Here is a 16,895-nt window from a genome sequence, read left to right on the forward strand (position 1 = left end):
AGTATTTCATGGCAGAAAAGAAACGACGCAACAAAGGCGAGTTTGCTGTGGTGGTGGTGTGCATCATCGTGGGCTATCTGTTGGCAGCACAGCTGCGGACGGTCCAGCTCACCGGTGCGGCGGACGCCACCAATGCCAGCCGCCTGGAGACCCTACAGGAGCTGTATAACGAGCAGAGCAAGCAGAACGACGCCCTGGAGGATCAGGTGGCCCAGCTGCAGGGCGAGCTTGCCATTTACCGGGACCAGGCGGCCTCTGGCGACGAGGGCAGCGAGGCCCTGCGGAAGGAAGTGGAGCAGCTGGAGATCACCGCCGGCCGCACCGATGTGGAGGGGCCGGGAGTCACTGTAATCCTGGAGGACTCCACCCAGAGCAATGTGACCGGTGAAGAGGCGGACTATCTCATTCACGACAACGATCTGCTGTCGGTGGTCAACGAGCTACGCTCCGCCGGGGCGGAGGCCATCTCCCTCAACGGGGAGCGGTTGCTGGCCAACAGTGAGATCCGCTGTACCGGCGCGGTGGTGACGGTGAACGGCCGTCGGTATGCCGCCCCCTATGTGATCTTTGCCATCGGCGACCCGGACACCCTGTACAGCGCGCTTACCATGCGCAACGGCGTGGTGGATGTGCTGAGCCAGTGGGGAATTTCGGTGAAGGTGACAGCCAGCGATCTGCTGCTCATCCCCAAGTACAACGGCACGGTGGAGTATCAATATGCCCACACTGTGGTGCCGGAGAGCGAAGAGGGGGGCGAGTAAATGCTGGAATTGATCGGTTTGCTGGTGGGTGTGCTGGTGGGCATTCTGGTGCCCTGGACCATTCCCAGTCAATATTCCCTCTATGTGGCCGCCGGACTGCTGGCGGCGCTGGACTCCGCCCTGGGCGGCTACTGCGCCCGGCTGGAAAAACAGTTCCGGCTGTCGGTGTTCCTGTCAGGCACCATCGGAAACGCCGCCATCGCCGCTTTTCTTACCTGGTTGGGGCAGAAATTGGGTATCCCTCTGTACCTGGCGGCAGTGGTGGTCTTCGGCACCCGTATGTTCCAAAACTTTGCTAAAATCCGGCGGGAACTATTGACCTCGAAGCAAAAGAGAGATACAATAAATCAACTAGATATAGTATCTTCCCATGAGGAGGACCAAAGATAACAGGTCCTGCCTCTTCTACGTGTGTTTTTCACGAATACGTTCTACATAGGAGGAGCAGTTATGGCGTTTGGACTGGACACCGGGCCGGATAATGTGGTCACGATCAAGGTGATCGGTGTCGGCGGCGGCGGCAACAACGTAGTCAACCGGATGGTGAAATCCGGAACCAAGGGTGTTGATTTTATCGCTGTGAATACGGACAAGCAGGCGCTTGCCGTTTCCAGCGCTACCTTTAAAATCCAGATTGGTGAAAAGCTTACCGGCGGTCAGGGCGCGGGCAGCGACCCCGAGGTGGGCCGTAAGTCCGCCGAGGAGAGCCGCAACGCGGTTTCCAAGGCCCTGGAGGACGCCGACATGGTGTTCATCACCGCCGGTATGGGCGGCGGCACCGGCACCGGCGCGGCTCCCATCGTGGCTGATATCGCCAAGGAGATGGGCATCCTCACCGTGGGCGTGGTCACCAAGCCCTTCAACTTTGAGGGCCGCCGTCGTATGATGCAGGCGGAAAAGGGCATTGAGGAGTTGCGCACCCGGGTGGACAGCCTGGTGATCATCCCCAACGAGCGGCTGAAGTTTGCCACCGATCAGAAGATCACCTTCCAGAATGCCTTCGAGATCGCCGATGATGTGCTGCGCCAGGCGGTGCAGTCCATCTCTGACCTGATCAAGAATACCGGCTTCATCAATCTGGACTTTGCCGACGTGACCGCCGTCATGCAGAATGCCGGCATGGCTCACATGGGCGTTGGCCGGGCAGCCGGCAAGAACAAGGCCGAGGAGGCCGCCAAGATGGCCATTTCCAGCCCCCTGCTGGAGACCTCCATCAACGGCGCCAAGGGCGTGCTGGTCAATGTTACCGGCTCTGTGGACATCGGCCTGGAGGAAGTGGAGACCGCTGCCAACCTGGTGCAGCAGGCCGCCCATCCCGACGCCCTCATCATCTTCGGTGCCGCCTTCGACGACACCCTGGAGGACGAGATCCGGGTTACCGTGATTGCTACCGGCTTTGAGGAGCTGGAGGGCGCTATGCCCAACAAGCCCTTCACCGCCGCTGCGGAGAAGAAGGCCGTGGCCCAGCCTGCCCAGCAGCCCGCTGCCGGTCAGGAGGCGCCCGCCGCTCCTGCGGAGGACGATCCCTTCGACGACATCTTCAAGATCTTCAACCGCAACCGCTGAGTGCGCGACTGATTAACAGAAAAAACAACCCCCGTTCCGCTTTGGCGGAACGGGGGTTTTCTGTTTGGAAAGTGCTCAGATGCGGGCGATGCCCTGCTCTCTGGCCTCCTGGGCCACGGCGTCGGCCACAGCGTCGGCCACGGTCTTGTCCAGGGCGGAGGGCAGGATATACTCGGCGCTGAGCTGGTCGTCTTTCACCAGGGCGGCCAGAGCCTTGGCGGCCCGGATCTTCATGCCCTCAGTGATCTCCTTGGCCCGGACGGCCAGGGCGCCCTTGAAGATGCCAGGGAATACCAGAACGTTGTTGATCTGGTTGGGGAAGTCGGAGCGGCCGGTGCCGATGACGACGGCGCCGCCCTTCTTGGCCTCATCGGGCATGATCTCGGGGGTGGGATTGGCCATGGCAAAGACGATGCCCTGGTTCATGGTGGACACCATCTCGGCGGTGACCAGGTTGGGCCGGGACACGCCTACGAAGGCGTCGGCCCCCTTGAGGGCATCGGCCAGGGTGCCGTGCTCGCGGTTCAGATTGGAGATGTGGGAGATCTCCTCCTGACCGGCGTTGAGACCTTCGTCTCCCTCGCAGATGATGCCGCCCAAGTCGCACATGACAATGTTGCCGAAGCCCATGGAGATGAGCAGCCTGCCGATGGCAATGCCGGCGGCTCCGGCACCGTTGATGACGATCTTCATCTGGCCCAGGGCCTTGCCGGTGACCTTGGCGGCGTTGAGCATGGCGGCGGCCACCACGATAGCGGTGCCGTGCTGGTCGTCGTGGAACACGGGGATGTCGCAAACCTCTTTCAGGCGGCGCTCCACCTCAAAGCAGCGGGGGGCGGCGATATCCTCCAGATTGATGCCGCCGAAGCTCTTGGAGATGAGGGCGATGGTCTCCACCAGCTTATCCACATCTTTGGTGTCCACGCAGATGGGAAAGGCGTCCACCCCGCCGAATTCCTTGAACAGGGCGCACTTGCCCTCCATCACCGGCATACCGGCAGCGGGGCCGATGTCTCCCAGTCCCAGCACGGCGGAGCCGTCGGTGATAACGGCCACCAGATTGCTCCGGCGGGTGAGGCGGAAGGACTGCTCGTAGTCCTTGGCGATGACCCGGCAGGGCTCGGCCACGCCGGGGGTGTACATCAGGGACAGGTCCTCCCGGGTCTGGATGGGTTTGCGGGAGATCACTTCGATCTTGCCCTGGAGCTGATAGTGGAGGTCCAGAGCCTGCTGATTGATATCCATGAAAAAGCCTTCTTTCTTAAACCATTTCTTCCGGATGGAATACTTCGTCAAACTGCTCCGCCGTCAGGAAGCCCAGGCTGACGCAGGCCTCCTTCAGGGAGATCCCCTCGGCGTGGGCCTTCTTGGCGGTCTTGGCGGCGTTGTCATAGCCGATGTAGGGATTGAGGGCGGTGACCAGCATCAGGGAGTTGTGCAGGTTGTGGCGGCACTTGTCCCGGTTGGCGGTGATGCCCACGGCGCAGTTGCGGTTGAAGGAGTCCATGGAGTCGGCCAGCAGCCGCACCGACTGGAGGAAGTTGTAGATGCACACCGGCATAAATACGTTGAGCTCAAAGTTGCCCTGGGAGGCGGCCATACCCACCGCCACATCGTTGGCCATGACCTGAACGGCCACCATGGTCACCGCCTCGCACTGGGTGGGGTTGACCTTGCCGGGCATGATGGAGGAGCCGGGCTCATTCTCGGGAATATGGAGCTCGCCCAGGCCGCACCGGGGGCCGGAGGACAGCCAGCGCACGTCGTTGGCGATCTTCATCAGGTCGGCGGCCAGAGCCTTCAGGCCGCCATGGGCAAAGACCAGCTCGTCCTTGCTGGTGAGGGCGTGGAACTTGTTAGGAGCGGTGACAAAGGGCTTGCCGGTGAGCTGACTCACCGCCTGAGCCACGGCGGTGTCGAAACCCTTGGGGGCGTTGAGGCCAGTTCCTACAGCGGTGCCGCCCAGGGCCAGCTCATGGAGGGGAGGCAGGGCCAGCTCCAGCAGGGCTTTGTCCTTCTCCAGGCTGGAGCGCCAGCCGCTGATCTCCTGGGCCACGGTGATGGGCACCGCGTCCTGGAGATGGGTGCGGCCGCTCTTCACCACGTCCTGATTTTCCCCCTCCAAGCGCTTAAAGGTGGAGATAAGGGCGTCCAGAGCGGGGAAGAGCTTGTCCTCCAGCTCCACCGCAGCGGCAATGTGCATGGCGGTGGGGAAGGTGTCGTTGGAGGACTGGGACATATTGACGTGGTCGTTGGGGTGGAGCAGCTTTTTGCCCGCCAGCTCATTGCCCCGGTTGGCCACCACCTCGTTGACGTTCATGTTGGACTGGGTGCCGCTGCCGGTCTGCCATACCACCAGGGGGAAGTGGCCGTCCAGCTGGCCGGCGATCACCTCGTCACAGGCCTGGGAGATCACATTCAGCTTTTCCTCATCCAGCTTGCCCAGGCTGTGGTTGGCCATGGCGGCGGCCTTTTTCAGAATACCAAAGGCACGGATAATCTCCTGGGGCATCCGCTCCGTGCCAATCTTGAAGTTCTGGTAGCTGCGCTGGGTCTGAGCGCCCCAGTAGCGGTCGGCGGGCACCTGCATCTTGCCCATGCTGTCCCGTTCGATCCGATATTCCATGTGTAGACCATCCCTTTCTCCGTCTGCGGACGGCGCCATTCTAATGTCTGCATTTTAGCACAGTTTCTGTCGGGATAAAAGTCTGACACCTGGAAAGAGCGCCCTTTTGTGTCGGATTTGTGCTGTCCGCACAAGGAAGAGGGGGGCGAAAGCAGGCCCCCCTGCTTGTTGCCACAAAAATCTTTTTCTGGTAGGCTACTCCCTTGACAGGAGCGGAGCAAGCACTTATACTAATTTCAGTTGTGAACAAAGGCGTTCCGGCCCGGGGGGCGGAGCGCCTTCTTTGCTATCTGAATCTATGATTTTGATGAGAGAAAGGGGCCCCTGTCATGCCGCATACCAAAGAAGATATCATCCGCATGGTACGGGAAGACGACGTGAAATTCATCCGTCTGCAATTCACCGACATTTTCGGCCAGCTGAAGAACGTGGCTATTACCGCCTCCCAGATCGAGAAGGCTGTGAACAATCAGTGTATGTTTGACGGCTCCTCTATTGAGGGCTTTGTCCGCATCGACGAGTCCGACCAGTACCTCTATCCGGATCTGAAATCCTACCGGGTATTCCCCTGGCAGCCCCATCACGGTAAGGTGGCCCGGCTGATCTGTGACGTGCATAATACCGACGGCAGCCCCTTCGCCGGCGATCCCCGCTATGTGCTCAAGCGTGCTCTGCAGAAGGCCAAGGATATGGGATTTGATGCTTTCAACGTGGGACCCGAGGCCGAGTTCTTCCTGTTCCAGACCGACGACGAGGGTAAGCCCACCACTAAGACCAACGACGAGGCCGGCTACTTTGACCTGGGTCCTCTGGACCACGGCGAGTCCACCCGCCGGGAAATCTGCCTGGCCCTGGAGGCCATGAAGTTTGAGATCGAAGCCTCCCACCACGAGTGTGCAGAGGGCCAGCATGAGATCGACTTCAAGTACGAAGAGGCCCTCCACGCCGCCGACAATATCATGACCTTCAAGCTGGCGGTCAAGACTCTGGCCCAGAAGAACGGGCTCCACGCCACCTTTATGCCCAAGCCTATCTACGGCGTGGCCGGCTCCGGTATGCACACCAATATGTCCCTCTTCCGCAACGGCAAGAACGTGTTCTATGATCCCGACGGCGAGCGGGGCCTGTCCAAGGAGGCCTACTCCTTCATCGCCGGCCTGCTGGCCCATGTGAAGGGTATGGCCGCCATCACCAACCCCCTGGTCAACTCCTACAAGCGTCTGGTGCCCGGCTACGAGGCCCCCTGCTACCTGGCCTGGTCCGCCTCCAACCGCTCCGCCCTTATCCGCATCCCTGCCTCCCGGGGCCAGTCTACCCGTGTGGAGCTGCGCTCCCCCGATCCGGCCTGTAACCCCTATCTATCCTTTGCCGTGTGCCTGGCTGCCGGCCTGGACGGCATCGAGAAGGGTCTCACGCCTCCCGCCGAGATCACCGAGAACATCTATGCCATGGACAACGCCACCCGGAAGGCCCACGGCATCGACTCCCTGCCCGGTTCTCTGGAGGAGGCCATCCGTGCCCTGGAGGCCGATCAGCTCATCCTGGATACCCTGGGCGACCACGTGGCCCAGAACTACCTGGAGGGCAAAAAGAAGGAGTGGGAGGAGTACCGCACCCGTGTGTCCTCCTGGGAGCGGGAAAGATACATCATCAACTATTGATCGCCTGTCCACCCCAGCGAAATTGACCGGATATGGAAAAGGTGATCGTAGCTTTTGCTGGCCTGCAGAACGGCAAGCGCATCCGGGAGATCCTGGAGCGGTCGGGTACCGCAGCCTGTCTGCTGTGTACCTCCGCCGACCAGGTGCGCCGCACCGTCCACGAGCAGCAGGTGCCCGCCGTGGTATGCGGCTACAAATTTGCCGATGGCCCGGCGGAGCTTCTGTATGAGGATCTGCCCTCCTTCTGCCATATGTTGATGGTGGCATCCCAGAGTCAACTGGACCTGGTGCAGAATCCGGAGATTTTGCGGCTGAGTGCTCCGGCATCCCGCAGTGAGCTGCTGGGCGCCGTGGAGGAGCTGCTGGCGCAGGTCCATGCCCAGCCCCTTGGACGCAGTCAGGAGGAACGGGACTGCATTGTCCAGGCCAAGGCCAAGCTGATGACCGAGGGCCTCAGCGAAGAGGAGGCCCACCGCACGCTCCAGAAGAAGAGCATGGCAGCCGGTGTCAAGCTGGCTCAGGCGGCCCGGATGATTCTGGACCGTTGGTAAGGAGCATAAAATAGCAGGAGACGAAGCAGTCTCGCGGCGGCGGTCCGGGACAGGACCGCCGCCGCCGCATATTCCGACAACAGGAGGGACCATATGCGATTTACTAAGATGGAGGGCCTGGGCAACGACTATATCTACCTCAACGGTCTGGACGGCCTGCCGGAGGACCTGCCTGCTCTGGCCCGGCGGATGAGCAACCGCCACTTCGGCGTGGGCAGTGACGGCATCATCTGTATCTGTCCTTCGGACCAGGCGGACTTCCGAATGCGGATGTTCAACGCCGACGGCTCGGAGGGGGAGATGTGCGGCAACGGCATCCGGTGTTTGGGCAAGTACGTCTATGACAAGGGGCTGACCCACAAAAAGAAACTGACCATCGAGACTGGCGGCGGCCTGCGTACTTTGGAGCTGCTGACCGAGGACGGCCTGGTGAAGGCGGTCCGGGTGAATATGGGCCGCCCACAGGTAAGGACAGCCATGGAGCTGACAGCGGGAGGGCGTATGTGGCAGATTACCCCGGTGTCCATGGGCAACCCACACGCCGTCCTCTTTGTGGATCGGCTGGAGGATTTGGAATTAGAGAAGCTAGGACCTTGCTTTGAGCACCATGCCGCCTTTCCTCAGGGCGTCAACACGGAGTTTGTCCGCTGTGCTGCCCCGGACCGGCTGGTCATGCGGGTGTGGGAGCGGGGCAGCGGTGAGACGCTGGCCTGCGGCACCGGGGCCTGTGCCGCTTTGGCGGCGGCGGTAGTCCAGGGCAAGTGCGGCAGACGAGCCGCTGTGGAATTGCCCGGCGGCGTGCTGGAACTGGAGTGGCCGGACAATGAGATGGAAATGATTATGACAGGACCGGCCAATACGGTCTTTGAAGGAGAATACCCTGTTTAACGCAAAGGAGAGAGCACAATGTCAAACATCAATGCAAATTTCAACAAGCTGCCCGGCAGCTATCTGTTTTCTGAGATCGCCCGCCGGGTGGCGGCCTACAGTGAGGCCAATCCGGACCGGACCCTGATCCGGTTGGGCATCGGCGACGTGACCCGGCCCCTGCCTGCCGCCGTTACCGCCGCCATGCACAAGGCGGTGGACGAGATGGCCACCGCCCAGGGCTTCCACGGCTACGGCCCGGAGCAGGGCTACGATTTCCTGCGGCAGGCCATCGCGGAGCACGACTACAAGGCCCGGGGCGTGGATATCCAGCCCGATGAGATCTTTGTGTCCGACGGCGCCAAGAGCGACTGCGGCAACATCGGCGATATCTTCGGCATTGACAACGTGGTGGCGGTGTGCGACCCGGTGTACCCCGTGTATGTGGACACCAACGCCATGGCTGGCCGGGCCGGGGACTACGACGCCGCTACCGGCCGGTGGAGCAACCTGGTCTATATGCCCTGCGTGGCGGAGAACGGCTTCTCTCCCGCCATTCCGGAGGGGAAGGTGGATCTGATCTATCTGTGCTTCCCCAACAATCCCACCGGTGCTGTGGCCACCCGGGAGCAGCTGAAGGCCTGGGTGGATCACGCCAACGCCACCGGCGCCGTCATTCTCTTTGACAGCGCCTACGAGGCCTTCATCACCGATCCCGCCATTCCCCACTCCATCTTTGAGATCGAGGGGGCCCGTACCTGCGCCATCGAGTTCCGCTCCTTCTCCAAGACCGCCGGTTTCACCGGCACCCGCTGTGCCTATACCGTGATCCCCAAGGACCTGGAGCGCAACGGCACCGCCCTCAACGGCCTGTGGAACCGCCGCCAGTGCACCAAGTTCAACGGGGTGCCCTATGTGGTCCAGCGGGGCGCTGAGGCCGTGTACAGCCCTGAGGGCCGTGCGCAGGTGAAGGAGACCATCGACTACTACCTGAACAACGCCAGGGTCATCCGGGAGGGTCTGGCCGCTGCCGGGCTCACCGTGTCCGGCGGAGAGAATTCCCCCTACATCTGGGCCCGTACCCCCGACGGCATGGGCTCCTGGGACTTCTTCGACAAGCTGCTGCGGGAGGCCAACGTGGTCACCACCCCCGGCGCCGGCTTCGGTCCCAGCGGCGAGGGCTATATCCGTCTTACCGCCTTTGGTGAGGCCGAGGCCACCCGTCAGGCTGTGGAGCGTATCAAGGCCGTCCTGTAAAAGCATAAGAAATGCCCGCTGCAAAGGCAGCGGGCATTTTTTATGCAGGAATCAGGCCAGCTTCAGGTGGGAGCGCTTCAGAGCGCTGCGGATGAGCACGCACAGCAGGGGAGCGGCTACCAGAGCCAGTACCGCATTGAAGATGGAGGCGGGTACCTTCAGCGGCAGGGTGGCCAGCGCCACGGTGGGGGTCAGGCCGTCCACCAGCAGGCCGTTATAGAAGTAGCTCTTGGCAAAGTAGAGAATATAGTAGATCACGCAGCCCAGAGCCGCGCCGGACAGGCAGCGGGGATAGGTGGGCTCCTCCCGGTGAGAGGCCTTCCACATCACCAGACCGGCGCCCAGGCCCATGGCGCCCTTGGTCAGGAAGGTAAGCCAGCACTCAGACACAAACAGGGGATTGGTCAGGTCATACAGGGCGGAGCCCAGACCGGAGGCCAGACCGCCGATGGGGCCCAGCAGCAGGCCCGACAGACAGCACATGATGTTGGCCAGGGTAAAGGAGGTATTGCCTCCGATGGCGATGGGCATGGTGATGCGAAGGTAGTTGCTGGCAAACACCAGAGCGGCCATCATGGCCAAAACGGCGATTTTCAGCGTAGAATTGGAACGGGATCGCATGGAGAACACTTCCTTTGTTCTTTCTCTTTACCTTGATTATAGCGCTGGACTGACCTTTATTCAAACGCCAGATATGGAAAATATAATAAGGTCAGCTTGGATAAAAACAGCCGCAGCGAAGTGCTGCGGCTGCCGGAACAGATATCCTTAGTAGCGGCCAAAATCGCCGGAACGGCCCTCGGTGACGTCGGAGCCGAACTCATAGTCCTTGCCGGGCAGGATGGCGTTGAGAGCGATACCGGCAATGGCGGCGATGGCCAGGTTGGTGAGGGTAACATGGGCCTCACCGATGGAGAAGGTGATGCCGTTGGAGAAGCCCAGACCGCACACCAGAATGACGGCGGCGATAATCAGGTTCCGGGAGTTGGTAAAGTCCACCCGGTTTTCCACCACGTTGCGTACGCCGATGGCGGAGATCATGCCGTAGAGAATGAAGGACACGCCGCCGATGATAGCGGTGGGAATGGAGTTGACGATGGCGGCAAAGGCGGGGGAGAAGGACAGAATCACCGCGTAGATAGCGGCCAGACGGACCACCTTGGGGTCATACACACGGGAGAGCACCAGCACGCCGGTGTTCTCGCCGTAAGTGGTGTTGGCGGGGCCGCCGAACAGACCAGCCAGAGAGGTGGCGATGCCGTCGCCGATGAGGGTGCGGTGGAGGCCGGGATTCTCCAGGAAGTTCTGGCCCACAGTGGCGGAGATGGCGGACATATCGCCGATGTGCTCCATCATGGCGGCGATGGCGATGGGAGCCATAACCAGGATGGAGGTCAGGTCAAACTTGGCAATGGAGCCGGTGAAATCCGTGAAGAAGGGCTGCAGACCCACAGGGGCGGAGGCGGCCACGCCGGAGAAATCGATCAGAGGCACCACATTGCCGGCGGTGTCCAGAGCAGTGGCGCCCATGGCGTTGGCAATGACGGCGATGACGTAGGAGCCCACCACACCCAGCAGGATGGGGATGATCTTGATCATGCCCTTGCCCCAGATGTTGGCCACGATGATGATGGCCATGGCCACGATGGCCAGCCACCAGCAGGAGGAGGCGTTGGAGACGGCGGAGGGGGCCAGGTTCAGGCCGATCAGAATGATGATGGGGCCGGTGACCACGGGGGGCAGGAAGCGCATGACCTTCTTCACGCCCACCAGCTTGATGATGGCGGCCAGTACCACATAGAGCAGACCGGCCACCACGATGCCGCCGCAGGCATATTGGAGCTTGACGGCCGGATCCATGCCGGCGTATTTACCGGCGTCCAGAGCAGACACGGCAGAGAAGCCGCCCAGATAGGCAAAGGAAGAACCCAGGAAAGCAGGTACCTTCAAACGGGTGCAGATGTGGAAGAACAGGGTGCCGATACCGGCGAAGAACAGGGTGGTCTGGATGGACAGGGGCAGGCCGTAGCCCTGAACCAGGATGGGGACCAGCACAGTGGCGCCAAACATGGCGAACATATGCTGCAGGCCCAGGATGAGCATCTTGGGCAGACCCAGGGTGCGTGCATCCCGGATGGGCTCACTGCCGGGGGTGCGGTTGTCGTTCATTCAACATTCCTCTCTTTCCACGCGGGCAGAAAAAAAGCAACTGCTTTTTCAAAGAAAAAACAATTGCATCCTTGCCATGGCGTCTGTCTGCTGCAATACCTTCCCTTTCAAAACAAACGCCCCCTGTCCGCATTCTAAATTCATAATATTATATCAAAACAGCGTTATATATGCAAGGAGGACCGGTGATATTTTGCGCATTTGGGCATAATTCTAAAGATGGAATTTTGAAATTGGGAAACAAAGGATGATCTGTACATTGACAGACGACCAAAGCTTTACTATAGTAAATAGCAAAAGATAAGAAGGTGAACCCATGAAACGACCCTTTGTGACAGCGGAGCAGCTGCGCTCCATCACCCAGCAGTACCCCACGCCCTTCCACCTGTATGACGAGAAAGGCATCCGGGAAAACGCCCGGCGGTTGAAAGCTGCCTTTGCCTGGAATCCGGGCTTTAAAGAATATTTTGCCGTGAAAGCCACCCCCAATCCTGCCATTTTGAAGATCCTGAGGGAGGAGAGCTGCGGCGCCGACTGCTCCTCCCTCACCGAGCTGATGCTCTCCCAGCGCTGCGGTCTCACCGGGCCGGAGATCATGTTCTCCTCCAACGATACCCCGGCGGAGGATTTCAAACTGGCCGCCCAGCTGGGCGCTACCATCAATCTGGACGATTTTACTCACATTGATTTTCTCAAAGAGACCATCGGATATATCCCTGAGACCATCTCCTGCCGCTTCAATCCCGGCGGTGTGTTCACCATCGGGGAGTCTGCGGAGGGATTCCAGGTGATGGACAACCCCGGCGACTCCAAGTACGGCTTTACCCGGGAGCAGCTCTTTGAGGGCTTCAAAAAGTTAAAGGCCATGGGAGCCAAGCGGTTCGGCATCCACGCCTTCCTGGCCTCCAACACCCTGTCCAATGAGTACTATCCCACCCTGGCGGGCATCCTGTTCCAACTGGCGGTGGAGCTGGAGCAGGAGACGGGCTGTGATATCTGCTTCATCAACCTGTCAGGCGGCGTGGGCATCCCCTACAAGCCTGATCAGCCCGCCAACGACATTGCCGCCATTGGTGAGGGGGTGCGCAAGCAGTTTGAGCAGATCCTGGTGCCCGCGGGCATGGGGGATGTGGCCATCTACACCGAGCTGGGCCGCTTCATGCTGGGGCCCAACGGCTGCCTGGTTACCAAGGTGCTCCACTTCAAGCACACCTACAAGGAATATGTGGGCGTGGACGCCTGTGCCGCCAACCTGATGCGCCCTGCCATGTACGGCGCCTACCACCATATCAACGTCATGGGCAAGGAGGACGCCCCCTGCGACCACAAGTATGATGTCACCGGCGGCCTGTGCGAGAACAACGACAAGTTTGCCATCGACCGGATGCTGCCGGAGGTGGAGCGGGGAGACCTGCTGGTGATCCATGACACCGGCGCCCACGGCTTCTCTATGGGCTACAACTATAACGGCAAGCTGCGCTCCGCCGAGGTGCTCCTGCAAGAGGACGGCTCCACCAGGCTGATCCGCCGGGCGGAGACCCCGGAGGACTACTTCGCTACGCTGATCTTTGATTAAAACAAAACTGGGCCGGGAAATTCCCGGCCCGGTAAAAAAAGACCTGCTGCAAATGCAGCAGGTCTTTTTCATCCGATTGGAAAGCGGAATTACTTCAGCTCCACCTTGGCGCCGACCTCTTCCAGCTTCTTCTTCAGCTCCTCGGCCTCGTCCTTGGAGACACCCTCCTTGATAGCCTTGGGGGCAGCCTCGACAGCAGCCTTGGCCTCAGCCAGGCCCAGGCCGGTGATCTCACGGACAGCCTTGATGACCTTGATCTTCTCGGCGCCGACCTCAGCCAGCACCACGTCGAACTCGGTCTTCTCCTCAGCAGCGGGAGCAGCAGCGCCGCCAGCGGCGGGAGCAGCCATAGCAGCGGCGGAAACGCCGAACTCGTCCTCCAGAGCGTGCACGAGCTCGGAGAGCTCCAGAACAGTCAGACCCTTAACCTCTTCAATGAGGGCAGTGATTTTCTCAGAAGCCATGATAGGTAACCTCCTAAATAAATTATAATTGATACAGAATGGTGCGGGGAATTACTCGGCGGCAGCTTCGGCGGGCTCGGCAGCCTCGACAGAGCCGCCCTTCTGCTCGCAGATGGCCTTGATGACGATGGCCAGGCTGGTGATGGGAGCCAGCATGGTGCCCAGGACCTGAGCCTGCAGGACCTCCTTGGAGGGCAGCTCGGCCAGAGCCATGATCTCGTCCATGGACAGGACCTTGCCGTCCATAAAGCCGGCCTTGATGGTGAACTTAGCACCGTTGAACTGCTTGGCGAACTTGTTGATCACACGCATGGGAGCGATGGGATCGCCGTGGGACAGAGCCAGAGAAGTGGTGCCGTTGAGCACGTCATCCATCTCGTTCAGACCCACGTTGTTGATGGCGAAACGCACCAGGGTGTTCTTCACCACGGCGTAGTCCAGCTCGTTCTTGCGGCACTCGGCGCGCAGAGCGGTGTCCTCGGCCACGGTGATGCCCTTGTAGTCCACGAGCACGCCGCTGGCGGCGGTCTGCAGCTTCTCGGTCAGCTCAGCCACGATGGCCTGCTTCTCACTGAGAACCTTTGCGTTAGGCATTTGGATTCACCTCCGTTGAATTTGAGTTCAACTTTTCCGATGCAGTCACGCAACAAAAAAGCTGTTTTCGCATTCAAAGCAGCGAAAACAGCACAAAGAAATTCATTCCGTTGTGGCTGCATTCTCGGCAGGACTTACGGCTTGCGCCGCCTGCTGTCTTTGAACACGACTGATAGTATACAATAGAACCCCAAGGATGTCAAGTGCTTTTTTGAAAAATGATCACTTTTTTGTAAGTATCCTGGGGAAAAGAGTGAAAAAAACGGGGAGCAGGAAAACCTGCTCCCCATTTTACATTACATCAGCTTAGCGCCGTTGATCTTCACGCCGGGGCCCATGGTGGAAGCACACACGCAGGAGCGAATGTACTGACCCTTGGCAGCGGAGGGCTTAGCCTTGATGATGGCGCCCATCAGAGCGTTGAAGTTCTCGGTCAGCTTCTCAGCGCCGAAGGAGACCTTGCCGATGGGGCAGTGGATGATGTTGGTCTTGTCCAGACGGTACTCAACCTTACCGGCCTTGATCTCGGTAACAGCCTTGGCCACGTCGGGGGTGACGGTGCCGGCCTTGGGGGAGGGCATCAGGCCCTTGGGGCCCAGGACCTTACCCAGACGGCCCACAACACCCATCATGTCGGGAGAAGCCACGACCACATCGTAGTCGAACCAGTTCTCCTTCTGGATCTTCTCAACCATGTCCATCTCGCCCACGAAGTCGGCGCCGGCAGCCTTAGCAGCCTCAGCCTTGTCGCCCTTGGCGAAGACCAGCACGCGCTGGGTCTTGCCGGTGCCGTGGGGGAGAACGATGGCGCCGCGGACCTGCTGGTCGGCGTGACGGGAGTCAACGCCCAGCTTCACGTGCAGCTCAACGGTCTCGTCGAACTTGGCGGGAGCGGTCTTGACCACCAGCTCCATGGCCTCAGCGGTATCGTACAGAGCGCCCTTGTCGATGAGCTTGGCGCTCTCCTGATATTTCTTGCCTCTAAACATTGCTCTATTCCCTCCTTCGGCTTAGTCGCCCACCACGATGCCCATAGAGCGGGCAGTGCCGGCGATCATGCTCATAGCCGCGTCGATGCTGGCCGCGTTCAGGTCAGGCATCTTGGTCTCGGCGATCTTGCGCACATCTTCCTTGCTGATGGTGGCCACCTTGGTCTTGTTGGGCACACCGGAGCCGGACTCGATGTTGCAGGCCTTCTTGATGAGGACGGCGGCGGGAGGAGTCTTGGTGATAAAGGTGAAAGAACGGTCGGCGTAAACGGTGATCACCACGGGGATGATCAGGCCCACATCGTTCTTAGTGCGCTCGTTGAACTCCTTGGTGAAGGCGGCAATGTTGATGCCGTGCTGACCAAGGGCAGGACCGACGGGGGGCGCGGGAGTCGCCTTGCCGGCGGGAATCTGAAGTTTCACATAACCAGTAATTTTCTGTGCCATTTGAAACAGCACCTCCTACGATAAATGTGGTTGGAAGCGGAACTGCTGTGCAGTCCCTCCCACGTGCGGGGGAAAGGGGCCGTGCCCGGAGGCTTACTCGACTGGCTCGATCTCGTCCAGTTCCAGCTCCACGGGAGTTTCACGACCGAACATGGAGACTACCACCCGGACCTTGCTGCGGTCCAGATCGATCTCCTCCACAGTACCCAGGAAGGATTCCAGGGCGCCATTGATGATCTTGACGTTGTCGCCTACCTGGTAGTTCACCACTACCTCGCGCTTTTCCACGCCCAGAGCGGCGATCTCTTCGTCAGAGAGGGGGATGGCCTTGTTGCCGGAGCCCACAAATCCGGTGACGCCGCGCACGTTGCGCACCAGATGCCAGGTCTCGTCGGTCAGGACCATTTTGACCAGCACATAGCCGGGGAATACCTTGCGCTCTACAGTCTTGGGGCCGTTGTCCGTAATTTCAGTAACGGTCTCCAGAGGGATACTGACCTCAAAAATGAGGTCCCGCAGGCCACGGTTCTCCACTGCCTTTTCAATGCTGGCGGCCACGGTGTTTTCATAGCCGGAATAGGTATGCACCACATACCATTTCGCGTTCTCAGCCATCTTCTACACCTTAACCCTTGCCAAACAGATCCAACAGGGCACGAATCACGGAGCCGGCGAGGGCGTCGAACACCCAGATGCAGATCCCAACGACGATACAGCAGAGAATGACGATCACGGTGTTGTTAATGGTCTGTTTCTTGGTGGGCCACTGGACCTTCTTCAGCTCGCTCTTGAGTTCCTTGAACCACTTGCCGATGCGGGCGAAGAAGCCGGGCTTTTTGTCCGCCTTGGCGTCCTTCTTCTTCTCGGACTTGGCGGGCTTGGTCTGCTCGAGCTTCTCGTTTTCAGACATTCCGTTTAACCCTTCTTTCTTCTGAGCCGTCTTGCAGAGCTCATTACTTGGTCTCGTTGTGGACCGTGTGCTTTCTGCAGAAGGGGCAGTACTTCTTCAATTCCAGACGGTCGGGAGTGTTCTTCTTGTTCTTGTTGGTGTTATAGTTCCGCTGCTTGCACTCGGAGCAGCGCAGGGTGATCTTCACCCGGTTGCCGGCCTTCGCCATGTTCGGCACCTCCTTCATTGTTTGACCGCATAACAGCAAAAATGCCGGATGCGGCCGCAGGCCGAATCCAGCACGTACCGGCGGCGAAACGCTGCCGGATGGAACGTCACGGTGCGGATTCGGCACATTTGCCTCCCTATGTCTCACGCGGAGGGAAGGGTTTCGCACGTCATCACACCGTAAAAATGCGCACAAAAAAAGAGCCCTTTTTCATAGGTATCTGAACTATACCACAGCATGAGACCAAAG

The 16,895-nt window shown here is 59.9% G+C and carries 19 protein-coding genes and 1 other annotated feature; of the genes, 8 read left to right on the top strand and 11 right to left on the bottom strand.

What is annotated here, in order from left to right:
- The first annotated feature begins 8 nt into the window (after positions 1 to 8).
- From B5F94_RS04860 to ftsZ, 3 genes are read left to right on the top strand one after another with little or no spacing between them, the layout of a single operon-like run.
- Positions 9 to 761, top strand: a complete 753-nt coding sequence (locus B5F94_RS04860) for a DUF881 domain-containing protein (RefSeq protein WP_087188119.1) — start codon at positions 9 to 11, stop codon at positions 759 to 761.
- Positions 762 to 1,151 carry a small basic family protein gene (locus B5F94_RS04865; protein ID WP_087272085.1) on the top strand — a complete coding sequence of 130 codons (390 nt, stop codon included), beginning with the start codon at positions 762 to 764 and terminating at the stop codon, positions 1,149 to 1,151.
- Between the two features lie 60 nt (positions 1,152 to 1,211).
- Positions 1,212 to 2,327, top strand: a complete 1,116-nt coding sequence (gene ftsZ / locus B5F94_RS04870; RefSeq protein WP_087328301.1) for a cell division protein FtsZ — start codon at positions 1,212 to 1,214, stop codon at positions 2,325 to 2,327.
- A 75-nt stretch (positions 2,328 to 2,402) separates the two neighbouring features.
- Here the strand turns inward: ftsZ and B5F94_RS04875 are convergent, their stop codons facing one another.
- Together B5F94_RS04875 and fumC are read right to left on the bottom strand one after the other, a co-directional pair.
- Positions 2,403 to 3,572, bottom strand: coding sequence for an NAD(P)-dependent malic enzyme (locus B5F94_RS04875; RefSeq protein WP_087328304.1), 1,170 nt, complete (start codon positions 3,570 to 3,572; stop codon positions 2,403 to 2,405).
- A gap of 16 nt (positions 3,573 to 3,588) precedes the next feature.
- Complete coding sequence (gene fumC, locus B5F94_RS04880; protein ID WP_087328307.1) at positions 3,589 to 4,953, bottom strand: class II fumarate hydratase; 1,365 nt, start codon at positions 4,951 to 4,953, stop codon at positions 3,589 to 3,591.
- Between the two features lie 329 nt (positions 4,954 to 5,282).
- Between fumC and glnA the strand changes: the two genes are divergently transcribed.
- From glnA to B5F94_RS04900, 4 genes are all read left to right on the top strand, one after another.
- Positions 5,283 to 6,614, top strand: a complete 1,332-nt coding sequence (gene glnA, locus B5F94_RS04885; protein WP_087328310.1) for a type I glutamate--ammonia ligase — start codon at positions 5,283 to 5,285, stop codon at positions 6,612 to 6,614.
- A gap of 32 nt (positions 6,615 to 6,646) precedes the next feature.
- Positions 6,647 to 7,165: an ANTAR domain-containing response regulator gene (locus B5F94_RS04890; RefSeq protein ID WP_087272071.1), complete on the top strand. Its 519-nt coding sequence runs from the start codon at positions 6,647 to 6,649 to the stop codon at positions 7,163 to 7,165.
- A gap of 93 nt (positions 7,166 to 7,258) precedes the next feature.
- On the top strand, positions 7,259 to 8,053 hold the full coding sequence (dapF, locus tag B5F94_RS04895) for a diaminopimelate epimerase (RefSeq protein ID WP_087328313.1): 795 nt from the start codon (positions 7,259 to 7,261) through the stop codon (positions 8,051 to 8,053).
- An 18-nt stretch (positions 8,054 to 8,071) separates the two neighbouring features.
- The gene (locus B5F94_RS04900; RefSeq protein WP_087328316.1) at positions 8,072 to 9,289 is read left to right on the top strand and encodes an LL-diaminopimelate aminotransferase; all 1,218 of its coding nucleotides are present in this window, start codon (positions 8,072 to 8,074) and stop codon (positions 9,287 to 9,289) included.
- A 51-nt stretch (positions 9,290 to 9,340) separates the two neighbouring features.
- On the opposite strand, the gene B5F94_RS04905 is transcribed toward B5F94_RS04900, so the two are convergent.
- Together B5F94_RS04905 and B5F94_RS04910 are read right to left on the bottom strand one after the other, a co-directional pair.
- Entirely contained in the window at positions 9,341 to 9,910 is a 570-nt protein-coding gene (locus tag B5F94_RS04905; protein WP_087188128.1) for an ECF transporter S component, read from the bottom strand.
- A gap of 147 nt (positions 9,911 to 10,057) precedes the next feature.
- Positions 10,058 to 11,458 carry a uracil-xanthine permease family protein gene (locus B5F94_RS04910; protein WP_087328318.1) on the bottom strand — a complete coding sequence of 467 codons (1,401 nt, stop codon included), beginning with the start codon at positions 11,456 to 11,458 and terminating at the stop codon, positions 10,058 to 10,060.
- 316 nt (positions 11,459 to 11,774) lie between these two features.
- Between B5F94_RS04910 and B5F94_RS04915 the strand changes: the two genes are divergently transcribed.
- Complete coding sequence (locus tag B5F94_RS04915) at positions 11,775 to 13,034, top strand: diaminopimelate decarboxylase (protein WP_087328322.1); 1,260 nt, start codon at positions 11,775 to 11,777, stop codon at positions 13,032 to 13,034.
- Between the two features lie 89 nt (positions 13,035 to 13,123).
- Here B5F94_RS04915 and rplL read toward each other — a convergent pair whose 3' ends face one another.
- The 7 genes from rplL to rpmG form a co-directional block, all read right to left on the bottom strand.
- Entirely contained in the window at positions 13,124 to 13,498 is a 375-nt protein-coding gene (gene rplL, locus B5F94_RS04920; protein WP_087188131.1) for a 50S ribosomal protein L7/L12, read from the bottom strand.
- A gap of 51 nt (positions 13,499 to 13,549) precedes the next feature.
- Positions 13,550 to 14,092 (bottom strand): 50S ribosomal protein L10, encoded by a 543-nt coding sequence (rplJ, locus tag B5F94_RS04925; RefSeq protein ID WP_087272719.1) that lies wholly within the window; start codon positions 14,090 to 14,092, stop codon positions 13,550 to 13,552.
- A 45-nt stretch (positions 14,093 to 14,137) separates the two neighbouring features.
- Positions 14,138 to 14,273 (bottom strand) — a sequence feature (ribosomal protein L10 leader region).
- Between the two features lie 115 nt (positions 14,274 to 14,388).
- On the bottom strand, positions 14,389 to 15,081 hold the full coding sequence (gene rplA / locus B5F94_RS04930) for a 50S ribosomal protein L1 (protein WP_087188133.1): 693 nt from the start codon (positions 15,079 to 15,081) through the stop codon (positions 14,389 to 14,391).
- A 21-nt stretch (positions 15,082 to 15,102) separates the two neighbouring features.
- Positions 15,103 to 15,528 carry a 50S ribosomal protein L11 gene (rplK, locus tag B5F94_RS04935; protein WP_087188134.1) on the bottom strand — a complete coding sequence of 142 codons (426 nt, stop codon included), beginning with the start codon at positions 15,526 to 15,528 and terminating at the stop codon, positions 15,103 to 15,105.
- A 93-nt stretch (positions 15,529 to 15,621) separates the two neighbouring features.
- A complete protein-coding gene (nusG, locus tag B5F94_RS04940) occupies positions 15,622 to 16,143 on the bottom strand; it encodes a transcription termination/antitermination protein NusG (RefSeq protein ID WP_087328325.1) in 522 nt (173 codons plus the stop codon).
- 10 nt (positions 16,144 to 16,153) lie between these two features.
- Positions 16,154 to 16,438, bottom strand: a complete 285-nt coding sequence (secE, locus tag B5F94_RS04945) for a preprotein translocase subunit SecE (protein ID WP_087188136.1) — start codon at positions 16,436 to 16,438, stop codon at positions 16,154 to 16,156.
- Positions 16,439 to 16,481: 43 nt separating this feature from the next.
- Positions 16,482 to 16,646, bottom strand: a complete 165-nt coding sequence (gene rpmG, locus B5F94_RS04950) for a 50S ribosomal protein L33 (RefSeq protein ID WP_087188137.1) — start codon at positions 16,644 to 16,646, stop codon at positions 16,482 to 16,484.
- Between the last annotated feature and the right edge of the window lie 249 nt (positions 16,647 to 16,895).

This window comes from Flavonifractor sp. An4 (assembly GCF_002161755.1).
Classification (GTDB): domain Bacteria; phylum Bacillota; class Clostridia; order Oscillospirales; family Oscillospiraceae; genus Flavonifractor; species Flavonifractor avicola.